Origin of the sequence: Chryseobacterium sp. MEBOG06 (assembly GCF_021869765.1) — a bacterium.
In the GTDB taxonomy this organism is placed as follows: Bacteria; Bacteroidota; Bacteroidia; order Flavobacteriales; family Weeksellaceae; genus Chryseobacterium.
The window spans coordinates 1,689,609-1,705,918 of sequence record NZ_CP084580.1; the positions used below are offsets into that span (position 1 = coordinate 1,689,609).

Sequence of the window (16,310 nt, forward strand, 5' to 3'; positions counted from 1 at the left end):
TTTAATTACGAGTTATTATTTGAGTCTTTTAATTAAATGGATGGTTATTAGGGATTTAAAAAATAAATTTATCCCTTTTATGTGGGTTATTTTGGAGAGTTATGAACTCTTATTAGCTGGATATTTATTATAAAATTTATATCATAAATAGTCACATAAAAAAACACTGCCATCATGACAGTGTTTTTTTTATGTGATTTATTGATATGTTTTAGCTTTCCAGAAGGAATTCTTTATAATTTCCAAGGAAATCTACATTGGCATTAATAGATTCTAGTTCTTTCAGTGCATTTCCGTGTAAGATATCTTCCCAGTGACCTTCCACATTAATAAAGAAGAAATAATTGCCAAGTCCGGTCTTTAATGTTCTGGATTCAATTTTGCTGAGGTTCATTTTTCTCCACGCAAAAACCGACAAAACCTGATGAAGCCCGCCAGGGTGATCTTCAGGAAGGGTGATCAGCATTCCGGATTTTTCTCCTAAAGTTTCCAGATTTTGGTTGTGATATTTTTTCTGCTCCTTAGATATAATGATAAAACGGGTGTGGTTCTGTTCAAAATCCTGAATATTGCGGTTAATGATTTCTAAACCATATAAATTGGCGGCATACTGATTCGCTACTGCTGCAATTTTACTATCGCGGTTTTCTGAAACGTACTTAGCCGCAGCTGCGGTGGATGAAAAATCCTGTTTGGGAACTTCTTTATAATGGGAATCCAGAAAATGAAAACTCTGGGCTAATGCCTGAGGATGAGAGTATATTCTTTCTATCTCTTCTTTAGAATTTTCAGGATGAATCATCAGATGGTGTGCAATAGGCATTACTGCTTCTGCGTCGATCTTTATAGACGGCGTCTTATATAAATAGTCCAGCGTCATAGAAACGGTTCCTTCAATAGAATTTTCCAGAGGAACTACAGCCTTTACTGCTTCGCCGTTTTCCACCGCATTAAAGCAATCCAGAATGCTTGCCTGTGGTAAAAGCTCTTCATTCGGAAAAAGTTGTGCAGCAGCAAGCTGGGTAAAGCTGGCATGAGGCCCCAAAAATGCAATCTTCATAAATAATATATATAAGGTATAATAAATAAAGGTACAAAGGTGCGAATTAATTGACAAATGAGGTTAAAGAATTAAAAATGGAAAGTTGAAAATGGAAAGTTGAAAGTTATTAGCTGTAAGCCCCAATATTTCAACCTATCACTGATTTTGCCAACTTATAACTCCTCATTATCAATTCTCAATTCTCAACTTTCCATTTTTCATTATCAATTCAGTTTTCAATTTTCAACTCTCTCCTTCTTGTTTCCAATTTTTTTCAATCAGTTCCATCAAAAAGTCCGGACATTTGATTACCTTGCTTGTTTTTGCATCCAGAAAGAATAGAGTGGTGGAAGCTTCTGTTATTTTAATATGCTCTTCATTGTAAATTTCGTACTCAAATTCAATTCTTACACCAGGAATTTTTTTAACATAAGTATGGATTTCCAATTTTTGATCATACAGTGCAGGGCGAATATATTTGATTTTATAGTCTGAAACCGGGAGCCAAATTCCTTGGTTTTCAATTTCATCGTATGAAATTCCTATACTTCTGAACAGTTCAACTCTGCCAACTTCGAAGTACTCGGCATAGTTACCGTAGTATACATATTTCATAGGATCTGTTTCTGCGTAACGTACTCGTAATGAGTGTGTTGTGTGTATCATTTTTAATGTCAAATTATACATACAAATATATTTTTAAATAATCAATACCTGCAATATTTTTTTTTGAAAAGAAAATATTGGACCTTTGTCTTCCTTCTAAAAACAGTACAAACAAAGAATAATCGGGGCATAAAAAATGGATGATAATTTAATGATGTTATGGCAGAAATGCCTTCAGTTTATGCGTGATAATTTAAACGCAGCTGAAGACAATTCTGACCTAAAAAAACTTGAAAAATCTTTCGATATGTTATTTGATAAGGTGCAGCCACTTTCATTAGTAGCTAATAACCTTACACTTATCGTACCGAGTGATTTTTACAAGGAATATATTGAGGATAATTATCTGTCCTTACTTTCTGCTGCCCTAAAGAAAAATATTGGAAAAGGAGTGAAATTATGGTATTCAGTAATGGAAAACAGACCAAAAGGTCTTGAAAAGCCAGTTACCATGAATATGAAGGGACAAAGTGTTCCTACCCCAAAAACACAGGAGACAATGCCACAAGGATTCTCAGCTAATATTGTAAACCCTTTTGTGGTTCCTGGAATTAGAAAAGTAAATATAGACTCAAACCTGAAACCGGATTATTCTTTTGACAGCTATGTGGAAGGAGAAAGTAATAAATTTGCCGCTACCGTAGCAAGATCTATCGCTAAAAGGCCCGGAGCAACTGCATTTAACCCCTTATTCTTATATGGTGGATATGGAGTTGGAAAAACACACTTAGGCCAGGCTGTGGGTCTGGAAGTGAAAAATCAGTTTCCGGACAAAGTAGTTCTTTATCTGTCATCTGAAAAGTTTATTCAGCAGTTTATCTCTGCGGCTAAAGCACACAAGCAGACAGAATTTGCTAATTTCTATCAAATGGTAGATGTATTGATTATTGATGATATTCAGTTCCTATCAGGAAAATCAGCTACACAAGACAGTTTCTTCCATATTTTTGACCACCTGCACCAAAACGGAAAACAGATCATCCTTACTTCAGATAAAGCTCCGGCAGATATTATGGATATTCAGGACAGGATTGTTTCCCGATTCAAATGGGGACTTTCTGCAGAAATAAAATCTCCTGATTTATCCACAAGAAGACAGATTATTGAAGATAAACTAAGCAGAGACGGAATTGTTCTTCCGGGCGATATGCTTGATTTCCTTGCCGCAGAAGCAAAAACCAATGTAAGAGAACTGATCGGGGTTATCAACTCCGTGATTGCATATTCAACAGTATATAAGAGAGATTTAAGTCTTGAATTACTGAAGGAAACAATTAATAGAATTGCTGCCAACCAGAAGAAAGTGATCAATATTCCTTATATCCAGGATGTGGTATGCGACTATTTCGGAATCAAAAAAGAACAGCTTTTATCAAAGACAAGAAAAAGAGAGATCGCATTACCAAGACAACTTGCGATGTACTTCTCCAAAGCATTTACCAATTCAACATTTACTAAGATTGGTGAAGAAATGGGAGGAAAAGATCACTCAACAGTAATGTATGCTTGTGATACGATCAAAGATGTATCAAAAATTGATAAAGAAATTAAGAAATACGTTAAAGACCTTACAGAAAGAATCAAACAATAGATCACACTGTAAAGCAAAGATAAATTGAAATGAAGAATAGTTGTATTCTTCATTTTTTATTTAGTTTTGTGAAAGTAAATAAACCTTTTAATCCTTTTTATCTTTTAAATGAGAGCTTATGAAAATATTAATGGTCTGTTTAGGTAATATATGCAGAAGCCCTTTAGCAGAAGGAATTATGAAAGCAAAACTGCCGGATAATTTTGTTGTTGATTCTGCCGGAACCATTTCTATGCATGAAGGAGAGCATCCTGACAGGAGAGCTGTTAAAGTAGCAGCCAACCATGATGTCAATATATCCGAACAAAGATCAAGACCTATCACAAAAGCTGATTTCAGGACGTTTGATAAGATCTACTGTATGGATACTTCGGTATACAAAGAAGTTTTATCCAGAACAGAAAACGAGGAAGACCGTCAAAAAGTTTCATTATTTTTAGAAGCTGCCGGAAAAGATAAAAATGCCGATGTTCCGGATCCATATTGGGGCGGAATGGAAGATTTTGAAAAGGTTTTTCAGCTATTGAATGCCGGTTGTGACGAAATAGCAGTTCATTTGACCAGTCCGACCCATCATATATAATTCATAATTTTAATTAATTTCCCATGCTTTTTTTACTCCCTGCTTACTTATCAGAAAATACTTCTATCAATCATTTTTCTCCTGTCTTAAAGGATTATATCATGCAGACAGATTATTTTTTCGTGGAAAATGAAAAGACAGCCAGAAAAGTTGTTAAATTTTTTGCTCCCGAAAAAAAACAGTCTGATTTGAAATTATTTCTGCTGGATAAGTATACTGAAAATGCAGATATCAAAGAAGCCCAGGAGCTAATGCTGAAAGGGCAGGACTTTGGGTTGCTTTCAGAAGCAGGTCTCCCTTGTATTGCTGACCCCGGAAATCTTATCGTAAAATGGTGCCATGAGAAAAATATCAGAGTGATCCCAATTTCAGGGCCTTCATCTATTATTCTTGCGCTGATCTCCAGTGGATTCAATGGGCAGGAATTTACCTTCAATGGTTATCTTCCGATTGAGAAAGGAGAGAAAAAGAAACAGATCCTGAATCTCGAAAGTCTTGTCCAGAAAACGGGCTATTCGCAGATCTTCATGGAAACACCATATAGAAACAACCCGCTTTTTGAGGATTTGTGCAAGTTTTTATCACCAAATACAAAGCTTTGTATCGCTGCTAATATCAACGATCCTGAGCATGAATTCATTAAGACAAAAACAATTAAAGACTGGCAGAAACAAAAGCCCGAACTTCATAAAATTCCTGCCGTTTTTGTTCTGGGAAAATAAACGAAACTTCCTTCTGGTTAATAAATTAACAGGAATATTTTATACTTACAAGCTGGGTATTGGTCATCAGGATCAGTATCCCGGCTTTTTTTATGTATTAGAGTTTTCATTAATTCCCTGGAAATCATGGAACTTACTTTATTTTCAGTTTCATCTTCTCTCTTCCGGTTTTTTTATCACCACTTAAATTAAATTTATTTCAACAATATGTGATTAATTTACTTGATTTTTCCTATTTTTATGTTTTAAAATATTATGATTATATATTAATAATAATATGTTATAAATTGCTATTTTGTGTTTTAACGTCATGTATTAACTGATTTATTTTGTTTATTTCAGTTTTTATTAAATAATTTATAATTTAAAAAGCTTTAAGCCAATAGGCTTCATATTTCTTTAGTTATTTAGAGTATAATAATTAAAAATTTATTTTTTATAAAATAGATCCAATAAAATCAACACCAAATATTTAAATATGATTACACGTAAAATTTTTTTTCCGGTATTGCTCATGCTGGCGATGCTGGTACCTTCTTTTATTCATCTGTCTGCACACGGATATGTACTAAGTCCTGCCTCAAGAGGATATCAGGGAAGTCTGGATAAGGCTGCACTTGGCTATTCTGTAGCATTCGGAAAATATGGTTCTGTTATTAATGAGCCTGGTTCTCTGGAAGCACCAAAAGGCTTTCCTGCAATGGGTCCGGCAGATGGAAAGATTGCTTCTGCTAATGGAAGTATAGGGGGAGACACTACACTGGATCTCCAAACTGCTGACCGTTGGAAGAAAACCAATATCACCACGGGTGTCAATGCCTTTATCTGGAAATATCTGGCTTATCATGCAACTGCAAAATGGCATTATTACATGACAAAGCAAGGATGGGATCCTAATAAACCTATTTCCCGTCAGGATCTTGAGCTCATTGGTACGGTCACCCATAACGGTACACCACCGCAGGATAATGTTTCTCATCAGATTACAGTTCCTGCTAACCGTACGGGTTACCATATAATTTTAGCGGTTTGGGATGTAGCTGATACTACAAATGCATTTTATAATGTTATTGATGTTAACGTAACTTCTGGAACAGGAGTTTCAGCACCTGCCACTCCTACAGGATTAACACAGGTAGGAGTAACAAGTTCTTCTGCCAAAATAAGTTGGATGCCACAGCCAGATGCAGTATCTTATGCTGTTTTCCGCAACGGACAAAGCATTCAGCAGGTAAGCATGGCTGCATTTGAAGATACCGGCTTAACTGCGAATACGGTTTATACGTATGAAATACAGGCGAAAGGTTCTTCAGGGCTCACTTCAGGGAAAAGCACACCACTCAATATAAAAACGAACAGTGAGGGTATTCCGGAAAAACCCATAGCACCGTCAAATCTTCACTCGATGGGGACTACTGAAAACTCAGTTTCATTAATGTGGATGGCTTCGACCCATACACAAGGTATTAAAAACTATCAGGTATTTGAAAATGGGATCAAAGTAGGAGAAACCGTACAAACAAACTTTTCACGAGTAGGATTAGCACAAGACACGGAATATCTTTATACTGTAAGATCTGTTGCGATGAACGATCAGATTTCTGATATGAGTAATGATTTAAAAGTCAAAACTAAGATGATTACACCTGGGAATGGTCAGACGTATTGTGGAGCAGAACAGTATAATGCTGCTAATGCATATCCTACAGCTGGGGCAAAAGTTTTTTATGCCTGTAAAATCTGGAAAAATAAATGGTATGCTAATCCGGGAGAACTTCCAGGTACAAATATGGTATGGGAGGAAATAAATGTATGTACAGAAGGTCCCGGCTGTCAGTCAAGCGGTCCGGTTACCTATTGTGGTGCACAAGAATATAATCCGGCAAAAACATATCCAACAGCAGGAACAAAGGTTTTCTATGCCTGCAAAATATGGGAAAATAAATGGTATGCTAATCCAGGAGAAAATCCGGGAAGTAATCCTGTCTGGAAAGTAATCGATGCCTGCACTGAAGGTCCGGGTTGTACATCCGGTCTTACAAGTAAAGAAGACAGTTTTTCAGTAATTGTATCTGATCATCTGATCAGTTTTTCACCGGAAGACTATTATGGAAAAATGAGTAGAGTGGATGTGATTAATCCTGCTGGACTTCAGATGCTTTCTTCTGTTAACCCAACACAGAGCAGTATTAATATAAGTCATCTGCAAGCCGGAATTTATTTTGTGAGAATTCATTATAAAGATGGAAGCAGCATTACGAAAACGATCCGAAAGTAATAACGAAAATTTAGAATAAGAATAAAAACCACTTTGTCATCAAGGTGGTTTTATTCTACGAAAAGGTCATCCTTTTTTAGCTCTTCCGGTAAAAATATTTAACAGCCCTTAACACGGTTATTGCATTATTTTTGTTCTTTAACATCATACTGGAAACAGTACAATTAAATTGTTGATAATGCAATAGAAATCCGGGCATCGAAGATGCCCGGATTTTTTACTAAATTAATTTTTATCTTTTTTTCCAGATTTCCATTTCCTCCATAATAGCACAATAAATGGAATGATTAAAAAGAACGGCCATAATGAAACCAGTCCCAGCAGAAAACTTACAAAACTGTTCCAGCCTTCAGTAAGGGAATCAATAAAGCGGCTTCCAAAACCGATTTTTGAGGTAGCCGAACTTCTCACTTTCTCTTTATATAAGTTCAAATTCAAGGTACTGTAATTCACGCGGTCATCAATAAAACGAAGCCTGCCCTCAGCCACGTCAATCTCATCTTCAAGTTCTCGGATATTTTCCTGAATTTCAAGCATATCTTTTGTGGTAGCAGCACTTTTAAGCATGTCCCTGTATTTTTCAAGATATATTTTTTTGTTAGCCAGCTTAATGGCTACATCAGTATATTCCTCTGTCACATCACTGGATGAAATATTCTTAGACAAAACAGATCCTACTCCGTTTGAAAATGAGCTGATCAATGCATCGAAATTTTTATGAGGTACACGGATAATCAGAGTAAGATTATCATCCATATCCGTATTTTGAAACTCTTCTTTTTGGATATAAGCATTGTTTTTCCTAATGATCTCATTGACTTGGTTCTGTGTTTTTTTAATATCACCCACCTGAATTTTCATATCTCCGTTTTTGATGATTTTTTTAGAGATCGTATCTGTTTTCTTTGGGGTATAAACTTCTTTGTTGGTTCCATTTTCACCGGAGGCTACCTTCTCAGAAACAGAAAATGGAGGAGGTGCAGGAGTATGTGAAGAAGAAGGTGTTTTATCTTCGGTCAGAACTTCCATTAGGTCGGCTTTCACTTCCTGCTTTTCACCACCTGATTTACTGCAATTGATTAGAATAAGACCTGATAACAGGAGAATAATTTTTTTCATGGGTATGTTAGTTTTTCATGGATATGATCAAAAAGCGTGCTCAAAAATGGTCATTTGTAAAAATTATTAAAATTTAAATCGAAAGAATATTGAATCTTAATTCAATAAATAGCTCTAAAACCGACCTGAAAATACGTATCCCAAAGCTGAAATCCCTAAAGCAGGAAAGGGAATTCTATAGAAAGTCATTACCCGGAAATACCCATACAATATGCCCATTAAAATATAAGTAAATACATGATCAGAAGTAAAAGTCCTTACTGGTTAATATCTGATTCCTGTTTTCTTCAGAATAAATCCAAGGAGCCATATAGGGCCTACCAGTAAAAATTGAATATCTTGTATGAAAGAAGGCTTTTTTCCTTCTATCTTATGGCCTATAAACTGGAAAATCCATGTTATTACAAAGACAATTAAGTAGACCATCCATGACTGTTTTTCAAAATGAATATTGGTAAGATAGATGAAATGCTCCGCCAAAAACATCATGAAGATCATAATAATACTGATGCGTAAAGAAAGTCTGAGATAAAATAAACTGATAAATATTACTGTAATCATACTCATTATACTGACGCATCCAAAATAAGAAATGCAGAAATGAGGTGCCGGAATAAGAGATACAAATCCCAGAATAGTCCAGAAAATAAGGGGTACGCAGATCCAGTGAATAAATTTGTTGGTAGCATTTCTATGGCTTTTGCTATATTCTGCAAATAATAAATCAACCTTTCTCATAGTAGCGGGATTTGAGATACGCTAAAATAATAAAATTTTGTAATCACTGATAAGTTTGCTTACATTTGTGTTATGTCTGCCTTAGAAAAGTTCGGAGTTGAAATTTTTACGCAACGTAATATTTTCGAAAGAATCGCTGTCGATAAACCTTTCCGTCCTGATAATCCTGCGTTTATTTTTATTAAATCCGGAACTATAAAACTCCGCCAGCACTTCAGTGATCTGGAAGTTTCTGCCAATATGTTTATGGTAACAGACCCGCAGACGATCTACGAAGTAGTTTCTGTAACTGATGATTTTCAATCCCGCATGGTTTCTTACAAAAGAGAATTCATCTCTGCCCTGTCATTAAAGTTTAACCGATTGATTACTTACCGCTATTTCAGGCAGCAGATGAACAAAGGAGTGCCTTTTCCTGAAAATGAGATGGAAGTAGTCTGGAAAAGTGTTAATTTCCTGAAATATATTCTGGATTCTGATACAGAAATGCTTTATAAGAAAGAAATGGTAGAACATCTTTTCTCCGTTTTTTGTTATCAGATGGCAGGAATTATTTCTAAAGAAGATAACAATTCCCTGAACCAAATGTCCAGACAGGAAGAAATCGTATTTGTATTTCTTACCGATCTTGCAGAACATCACCTTACAGAGCGTAGTGTTGAGTTTTATGCCGAACGGCAGTCGATTACAACCAGACATCTTTCGTCGGTAGTGAAGTCTATCACGGGTAAGTCGGCCAGTCATATCATTGCGTTGATTGTTATCAATGAAGCCAAAGTGCTTTTAAACTCTTCCAATAAACCGGTTTCAGAGATTTCTTCTATCCTTGGTTTTAGTGATCAATACTCATTTTCTCACTTCTTTAAAAAACATCTGGAGGTAAGTCCTACCCAGTACAGACATCAGTTCGAAAGTTAAAATCTTACATTTGAACATCTTTTTCCAAAAATCAAGCATTTGATTGATTTTGTTGTTCTCCTAACTTTGCATCTGTAAAACAAGGTAAAATGACAAAGAAAATAAAAACAGCACTATCTCTTTTGATAGCAGCTTTTCCTGCGCTGTTTTTTTCCCAACAGATTAAACAGATGACCGCAGGCGAGGTGGCCGAACTGGCTGTTCAGAATCATCAGCAGTTAAAAGTTTCCGCACAGAATATTGATATTGCCAAACAGAGCATCAATGTTACAAAACTTCAGCAGCTACCTACTATTACGGCTTCCACAAGTCAGTTTTATTTAGGGAATGCCGCTGCCATTGATAAAGACTTTTCAAATTCTACAAAAGTTCAGATGCCACATTATGGTAGCTCTTACGCTGTACAGGCAACCCAACTGATCTTTAAAGGAGGATTGGTAAATAAGTCTATAGAGATGGCAGGACTTCGTGAACAGATTTCTGAACTGGATCTGGAGAAAAATAAACAGGATGTGAAATTTTTAGTGATTTCAAATTATCTGGACGTTTATAAAATTGTGAATCAGGAAGAAGTATTTCAGAATAACAAAAAACTGGCTCAGGAGCGTCTTAAAAATATTCAGAAGTTCTATCAGCAGGGTATGGTGACCAGAAACGAGGTGATCCGTGGAGAACTGGCTATCAAAAACCTGGATCAGGGAATTCTGACTCTTTCAAACAATAAAAAGATCCTGAATTATAACTTAGATATTGCATTGGGCCTGCCTGCTGATACGGAAATAGTTCCTACTGAAAGTTTAGAGAGCAAAGAAGCGGGAATCGGAATGGAATATTACACAAATCTTGCCTACGAAAAGAATCCGCAGCTGAAATCGGCTAAGAAAAATATAGATATCGCAGATAAAAATATTGAAATCATAAAGACAGATAATGCACCCACCATTGCAGGGTTTGGAGGCTATACCCTGCAAAGGCCTGTTACCACAAGGAATCCGGTCCTGGATATGTATTCCGGAGGATGGCAGACAGGTGTTTCTCTCAGTTATAATATAGATACCCTCTATAAAACAAAGGAAAAAGTAAAATTAGGTGAACTGCAAAAAACACAGGCCAATGATGCTGTGACTCTGGTGCAACAGAATGTAGATATGGGAGTGAATGCAGCTTATACAAAATATCAGGAAGCTATTCAGCAGGCAGATATTCTGAACGATTCTAAAAAGCTTGCTGAAGAAAACTACAAGATCACTGAGGCCAAATACCTTAATCAATTGGCTGTACAGGCAGAAATGATTGATGCGCAGAACCAGAAACTACAATCAGAACTGGATTATGCAAACGCAGAAATCAATGTTTTGTATCAGTATTACAACCTTTTGAAATCTACCGGAACACTTTAATTTTTAAAACTGAAAATCAACAATGGAAAACAAGGAACAAACTACTCAAAATACTGCCCAGACTCCTGCAAGACCGGCTGGAGACGGCAAAAAAAAGAAAAATAAAACCAATAAAATCAGAGCCATTATTTCTAATATCATCGTTTTTCTGGTGATTGGCTTTGGGTTATTCTGGCTTATCCGTGAATATTTCCATATTGGAAATAAGACTTATACAGAAGCTGCTCAGGTTGAGGAGTTTATTAATCCCATCAATACAAGAGTTTCTGCTTATATCAAAGAAATTAAATTTATTGAACATCAGCGTGTAAAAAAAGGTGATACACTGGTAATTTTGGATGAACGTGAAATTCTTACACAATTGGGGCAGGCTGAAGCAGCTTACCAGAACGCAACAGCTCAGAAAACAGCCACAAGTTCTTCGATAAATACTGTCTCCAACAATATTAATGTAATGCAGTCTAATATTGCCGGTGCAAAGGCAAGACTTTGGAATGCCGAACAAAACCTGAACAGATACAAAAACCTTTTGGCGGCAGAAGCAGTTACAAGACAACAGTACGATCAGGTAAAAACCGAATATGATGCTCAAAAAGCAGCCTATGAAACACTGGTTAATCAAAAACAGTCAGCTAATCTTTCTACTACAGAAGTGAAAAGCAGATTAGGAATCAATGATGCAGAAATTAAAAGAACAAAATCAGCCTTGGACATGGCTAGAATTAACCTTTCTTATACCGTTATCACAGCACCTTATGATGGAATAATGGGAAGAAGAACGATTACCGAAGGACAACTGATCCAGCCGGGGCAGCAGGTAGCTACTATCGTCTTAAACGGCCAGAAATGGGTAACAGCCAATTTCCTTGAAAGCCAGATGCCCAATATTAAAGTGGGAGAGAAGATGACCATGACAGCAGATGCTTTGGGAGGACAAAAGTTTGAAGGTGTAGTTACCGCAGTTTCTGCAGCTACAGGATCAAGATATTCAAGCGTGCCTACAGATAATTCTACCGGAAACTTCATTAAGGTACAGCAAAGAATTCCCGTAAGAATTGAATTCACAGCATCCAATACAAAAGAAAATCTGGATAAGCTAAGTGCGGGAATGAATATGAATGTAAATATCAATTAAGACTTAAAGAGGGAAGATGTCAGATTTCAGATCATATGCTGAATGAAAACTGAAAATGAATAGAAAAAATCTCTTATCTGATATTTCAAATCTATTATCTAAAAAATCATGTACAACAAAGGATTATATAGCGACTGGGTACCGAAACCCGTGCAGCTGCTGCTGATTGTATTACTGCTTGCCGTGGTAATGCCTATTGGCGGAGTCTATACGGGAAATATCAGCCATCTGGTGAGTGGTACCGGAGCATTGACGGAATATTTTATGTGGGCCAATTATGCCACCACAATCGGGATGGGAGCCTGTATGCCTGTGGTCCTCAGGATTAAAATGAGGTTTAAGGTACGGGACAAAATGGTATTGTTATTGGTTCTTTTAGGATTAATGAGCTATATTAATGCGACTACCTTACAGCCGATGATCTTTGTATTTACGGCTCTGGTGATCGGATTTATGAAGATGATGGTGACAATAGAGCTGTTTCTTCCGTTAATGGCCATGATAGGGAACCGTGGAATGTTTTATGGAGCATTCTATACATTTGTGTTGGTGATGAACCAGGTTGCAGCTTATTATGCAGCTGAATTTTCACTTCTTTACAATTGGCAGCAGTTCTATATTTTTACTTCGGTTTTGTGTTTCATTCTGGCATTGATTCATTGGATTTTTATGCATAATAAATACTTTGCATTAAAGGTTCCATTACATTATATTGACTGGTTAAGCATTTTACTTTTCATATCCACTTTTATGTTTTCCGCTTATGTATATGCATTTGGAAGACAGCAGGACTGGCTGAATTCGAAAAATATTATTAATGCAAGTATCGCTGCTTTTGTGAGTTTTGCATTGCTTGCGATTCGTCAGTTGACTTTAAAAAGGCCTTATCTATCATTCAAAATTTTCACCAGAAGCAATGTACAGAACGGTCTGTTTATGTTATTTTGGTTAGGAATGTTTTTAGGAACGGCCTCTATTCAGACTTCTTTTGCAGTGGGAGTATTAGGATATGATCAGGTGACAAATGCCGGACTTAACTTACTTATGATTCCTGGAATTATTCTGGCCGGAGTTATTGCTATATTTTGGTTTAAAAACGAAAAACCATTGAAAATGTATATATTTTCAGGGTTTGCGGGCATGATAGGATATGCAATTATCATGTATTTTTCCATGGTATTGGAATTCAGTTATGATAACTGGTATTTACCTATGTTCTTAAAAGGCTACGGAATGTGTTCATTATTTATTTCCGTATGGTTCTATACTCTTGATAAGCTTGAGATGGATGAAATGCTTGCTGCTATCGGACTTGTATTGGTTTGGAGAACTTTTCTGGCTGTGGGGATTTTTTCAACCCTGTATTCTTGGTTACAATACCGTTTTCAGGTTACTGCAATAGGAGATCTTGCTGTTTATATGGACGGAATGACAGTTACCCCTCAAAATGTGGCGGCCAATATGAAGGGCATTCAGCTTAATGCGGTGATCATAGCAACCAAAAAGATATTCGGATATATTATTCTGGCCGGTTTTGGAGTGTTATTTTATGTGATAACCCATCACTTCGGAGCGAAGCGATTCCAGTATTTCAGATTTGTAAGAGTTCTTGGCGGTAAGTCTGTTATTGCAAGAAGAAGGCTTCGTGAACGGAAAAAATTATTAGAAGAAATAAAAGATGCGGCAGGACCTGCATTATAAAAAATAACCTTGTTTTTTCACAGTAAAACCCTGGATCCTTATAGGCTGGGGTTTTACGTTTTAAAAGCGGTTGAAGTGCTATAAATCACTTTATGGTTCTTGAAATCATGAAAAATTTCATACTTTGTTATTTTTATTGTTTCTAAATAAGAATTACCTTTGTGAAATTATAAAACTTTGATTAGAAAGAATGAAAAAGCAGTATGCATTCATAGGTCTGCTGGCTTCGGGATTATTTTTTTCCCAGACAGTTAAAGACTCTGTAGACTCAAAAAACATTGATGATGTTGTGATTGTAGCTTCCAGAAAGCCTACAAAAATTTCTGAAATTCCAGGTACAGTATGGGTAGTACAGAAAGAAAAAATACAGGAACAGGCTAAAAGCGGAGTGCCCATTAAAGAAATGCTTTCCATTTTGATTCCAAGTATGGATATTGGCCCGCAGGGAAGAACCAACTATGGGCAGAATATGAGAGGGCGTTCTGCTTTGGTTATGATTGACGGGGTTTCATTGAACAGTATCCGTGCAATCAGCCGTCAGCTGGATGCTATTGACCCTTTTAATATCGAAAGAATTGAAGTTCTTTCCGGAGCAAGCTCTATTTATGGAGGAAATGCTACCGGCGGTATCATTAATATTATTACAAAAACCCCATCCAAAAAAGGAATCAGCGGAGAAACAGAACTGGGAGTACGTACTGGTTTTATGGGGAAAGATGACCATGATTTCCGTGCTGCCCAATCCATCGCAGGTAAGGGTGAAAAGGTCTTTGGAAGATTAGGAATTGCTTATCAGCAGAATGGTGGTGTTTATGGAGCAGATCAAAAACAGCTTTTTACAGATATTACACAAACTGATCTTCAGTACAACCAGTCTATTGACATCCTTGCAACAGGAGGATATCAGTTTAACAATAAACATAAAATAACAGCTTCCCTTCAGTATTACAACTCTAAATTTAACGGAGACAGAAGTTTATTCCTGGGTGAAAACCTAAGCGCATTCACTACCAAAAATGCTTCCTTACTGGATATGAGAGACGGATTCTCTTCCGATAAAAATGTAGGAACTGAGCGTTATATGGGAACCGTTGCTTACACCGCAAACGGAATTCTGGGAGGTCAGGATTTATATGTACAATTTGCTACCCGTGGTGAAAAATTAGGATTTTATCCTTTCCCGGGGAATGTTACCCTTCAGACAGGAAAGATTGCTTATATGTCATCTTCCCAACAAAATACTTATTACTCAGGGATAAAAGCTTTATTGTCAAAATCATGGAAAGGGCTGAATGTTACCTATGGTGCGGATATTGATTTTGAAAAATTTGAAGGAAATCAGTCAGTTTATGATATTGCCAAAACAATGTCAAGCGGCGGATTGATCAATGAAACAAAATACAGCCTTGGAAGATATCCTACCAATCACTCCCAGAGCTACGCAGGTTATGTACAGGCAAAATATAATATTCTTCCAAAATTACAGATCAATGCAGGAGTTCGTTACCAGCATATCAATGTAAGAATGGATGATTTTGTAGGGTCAGAACAGCAAACGCAGGTAGCAATGGGCTATGGAAGCTCAGCATCTGCTATTCCGGGAGGAGAAAGTTCTTATAATGTGACGTTGGGCAATGCCGGTTTATTATATAAGTTCAATGAACAGCATCAGGTCTGGGGAACATTTTCTCAGGGAGCAAGTCTGGCAGACCCTGCTAAATTTTATGGTATTGGGCAATATAAGCTGGTGGGAACAAACTGGAATGTAGTATCCAGTATCAACGTTAAAGAACAACCTTTACAAGCGATCAAAACAAATCAGTTTGAAGTAGGATATCGTATTAATAAAGGTGGTTTAAGAGCTCAGATTGCAGGATTTATGAGTAATTCTGACAAGAGTGTTACAGTAGATAAAAAGACTTTCCAGATTCTTGTGAATGATTTGAAATTAAGAAATATGGGAATTGAAGCTGAGATTTCCTATTCCTTAAAGAACGGAGTTTATTTCGGGGCGAGCGGTCTTTTGATCAAGTCTGAGGTAGATAATAAAGGAGAATGGCAGAAACAGGAGATTTATAATGCTTCTCCATCCAAATTAGTAACTTATATTGGTTACAATATTCAAAACTGGTCATTCAGATTCCAGTCATTACAGAATTTCAAGCAGAAGGATGAACTTAATAATGTTGTAGAAGGTTATAATACTTCAGATTTGATGATGGGATACAGATTCAACTGGGGGAAATTCAACCTGGGTATTCAAAACTTGTTTAATACAGATTATCAGACGATATGGAGTAAGCGCTCCCAGGTTTTATACTCTACCTATGGACTTCCGGAATTATTTAACTACAAAGGAAGAGGAAGAACATTCAATCTGTCTTATACTTTTGACTTTTAAAAATAAGATTAAGGTA

13 protein-coding genes are annotated in these 16,310 nt (G+C 36.5%); 9 read left to right on the plus strand and 4 right to left on the minus strand.

Going from position 1 to position 16,310, the window contains the following annotated elements; genetic code table 11:
- Positions 1-211: 211 nt before the first annotated feature.
- Both pheA and LF887_RS07845 read right to left on the minus strand, forming a co-directional pair.
- On the minus strand, positions 212-1,060 hold the full coding sequence (pheA, locus tag LF887_RS07840) for a prephenate dehydratase (protein WP_236858472.1): 849 nt from the start codon (positions 1,058-1,060) through the stop codon (positions 212-214).
- A 225-nt stretch (positions 1,061-1,285) separates the two neighbouring features.
- Positions 1,286-1,708, minus strand: a complete 423-nt coding sequence (locus tag LF887_RS07845) for an acyl-CoA thioesterase (protein ID WP_236858473.1) — start codon at positions 1,706-1,708, stop codon at positions 1,286-1,288.
- 136 nt (positions 1,709-1,844) lie between these two features.
- Here LF887_RS07845 and dnaA point away from each other — a divergent pair, with 136 nt between their 5' ends.
- The 4 genes from dnaA (at position 1,845) to LF887_RS07865 (ending at position 6,882) form a co-directional block, all read left to right on the plus strand.
- Positions 1,845-3,299 (plus strand): chromosomal replication initiator protein DnaA, encoded by a 1,455-nt coding sequence (gene dnaA, locus LF887_RS07850; protein ID WP_236858474.1) that lies wholly within the window; start codon positions 1,845-1,847, stop codon positions 3,297-3,299.
- A gap of 118 nt (positions 3,300-3,417) precedes the next feature.
- Positions 3,418-3,882 (plus strand): low molecular weight protein-tyrosine-phosphatase, encoded by a 465-nt coding sequence (locus LF887_RS07855; protein ID WP_236858475.1) that lies wholly within the window; start codon positions 3,418-3,420, stop codon positions 3,880-3,882.
- A 23-nt stretch (positions 3,883-3,905) separates the two neighbouring features.
- Entirely contained in the window at positions 3,906-4,604 is a 699-nt protein-coding gene (locus LF887_RS07860) for an SAM-dependent methyltransferase (RefSeq protein ID WP_236858476.1), read from the plus strand.
- 478 nt (positions 4,605-5,082) lie between these two features.
- Positions 5,083-6,882, plus strand: coding sequence for a lytic polysaccharide monooxygenase (locus LF887_RS07865; RefSeq protein ID WP_236858477.1), 1,800 nt, complete (start codon positions 5,083-5,085; stop codon positions 6,880-6,882).
- Between the two features lie 225 nt (positions 6,883-7,107).
- On the opposite strand, the gene LF887_RS07870 is transcribed toward LF887_RS07865, so the two are convergent.
- Together LF887_RS07870 and LF887_RS07875 are read right to left on the minus strand one after the other, a co-directional pair.
- Positions 7,108-8,001, minus strand: a complete 894-nt coding sequence (locus LF887_RS07870) for a DUF4349 domain-containing protein (RefSeq protein ID WP_236858478.1) — start codon at positions 7,999-8,001, stop codon at positions 7,108-7,110.
- A 264-nt stretch (positions 8,002-8,265) separates the two neighbouring features.
- Entirely contained in the window at positions 8,266-8,739 is a 474-nt protein-coding gene (locus LF887_RS07875) for a DUF962 domain-containing protein (RefSeq protein WP_236858479.1), read from the minus strand.
- A 72-nt stretch (positions 8,740-8,811) separates the two neighbouring features.
- Between LF887_RS07875 and LF887_RS07880 the strand changes: the two genes are divergently transcribed.
- From LF887_RS07880 to LF887_RS07900, 5 genes are all read left to right on the plus strand, one after another.
- Positions 8,812-9,657: a helix-turn-helix domain-containing protein gene (locus LF887_RS07880; protein ID WP_236858480.1), complete on the plus strand. Its 846-nt coding sequence runs from the start codon at positions 8,812-8,814 to the stop codon at positions 9,655-9,657.
- 89 nt (positions 9,658-9,746) lie between these two features.
- The gene (locus tag LF887_RS07885) at positions 9,747-11,057 is read left to right on the plus strand and encodes a TolC family protein (protein WP_236858481.1); all 1,311 of its coding nucleotides are present in this window, start codon (positions 9,747-9,749) and stop codon (positions 11,055-11,057) included.
- Between the two features lie 22 nt (positions 11,058-11,079).
- The gene (locus LF887_RS07890) at positions 11,080-12,192 is read left to right on the plus strand and encodes an HlyD family secretion protein (protein WP_236858482.1); all 1,113 of its coding nucleotides are present in this window, start codon (positions 11,080-11,082) and stop codon (positions 12,190-12,192) included.
- Between the two features lie 108 nt (positions 12,193-12,300).
- Positions 12,301-13,893: an MFS transporter gene (locus LF887_RS07895; RefSeq protein WP_236858483.1), complete on the plus strand. Its 1,593-nt coding sequence runs from the start codon at positions 12,301-12,303 to the stop codon at positions 13,891-13,893.
- Positions 13,894-14,083: 190 nt separating this feature from the next.
- On the plus strand, positions 14,084-16,294 hold the full coding sequence (locus LF887_RS07900) for a TonB-dependent receptor (protein WP_236858484.1): 2,211 nt from the start codon (positions 14,084-14,086) through the stop codon (positions 16,292-16,294).
- The last annotated feature ends 16 nt before the right edge of the window (positions 16,295-16,310 follow it).

What these genes read in the sequence shown, in the direction of transcription:
- LF887_RS07875 (WP_236858479.1), bottom strand. Translation starts at nt 8,739, where the DNA reads ATGAGAAAGGTTGATTTATTATTTGCAGAATATAGCAAAAGCCATAGA.
- LF887_RS07900 (WP_236858484.1), top strand. Translation starts at nt 14,084, where the DNA reads ATGAAAAAGCAGTATGCATTCATAGGTCTGCTGGCTTCGGGATTATTT.
- LF887_RS07880 (WP_236858480.1), top strand. Translation starts at nt 8,812, where the DNA reads ATGTCTGCCTTAGAAAAGTTCGGAGTTGAAATTTTTACGCAACGTAAT.
- dnaA (WP_236858474.1), top strand. Translation starts at nt 1,845, where the DNA reads ATGGATGATAATTTAATGATGTTATGGCAGAAATGCCTTCAGTTTATG.
- pheA (WP_236858472.1), bottom strand. Translation starts at nt 1,060, where the DNA reads ATGAAGATTGCATTTTTGGGGCCTCATGCCAGCTTTACCCAGCTTGCT.
- LF887_RS07845 (WP_236858473.1), bottom strand. Translation starts at nt 1,708, where the DNA reads ATGATACACACAACACACTCATTACGAGTACGTTACGCAGAAACAGAT.
- LF887_RS07860 (WP_236858476.1), top strand. Translation starts at nt 3,906, where the DNA reads ATGCTTTTTTTACTCCCTGCTTACTTATCAGAAAATACTTCTATCAAT.
- LF887_RS07885 (WP_236858481.1), top strand. Translation starts at nt 9,747, where the DNA reads ATGACAAAGAAAATAAAAACAGCACTATCTCTTTTGATAGCAGCTTTT.
- LF887_RS07895 (WP_236858483.1), top strand. Translation starts at nt 12,301, where the DNA reads ATGTACAACAAAGGATTATATAGCGACTGGGTACCGAAACCCGTGCAG.
- LF887_RS07865 (WP_236858477.1), top strand. Translation starts at nt 5,083, where the DNA reads ATGATTACACGTAAAATTTTTTTTCCGGTATTGCTCATGCTGGCGATG.
- LF887_RS07890 (WP_236858482.1), top strand. Translation starts at nt 11,080, where the DNA reads ATGGAAAACAAGGAACAAACTACTCAAAATACTGCCCAGACTCCTGCA.
- LF887_RS07870 (WP_236858478.1), bottom strand. Translation starts at nt 8,001, where the DNA reads ATGAAAAAAATTATTCTCCTGTTATCAGGTCTTATTCTAATCAATTGC.
- LF887_RS07855 (WP_236858475.1), top strand. Translation starts at nt 3,418, where the DNA reads ATGAAAATATTAATGGTCTGTTTAGGTAATATATGCAGAAGCCCTTTA.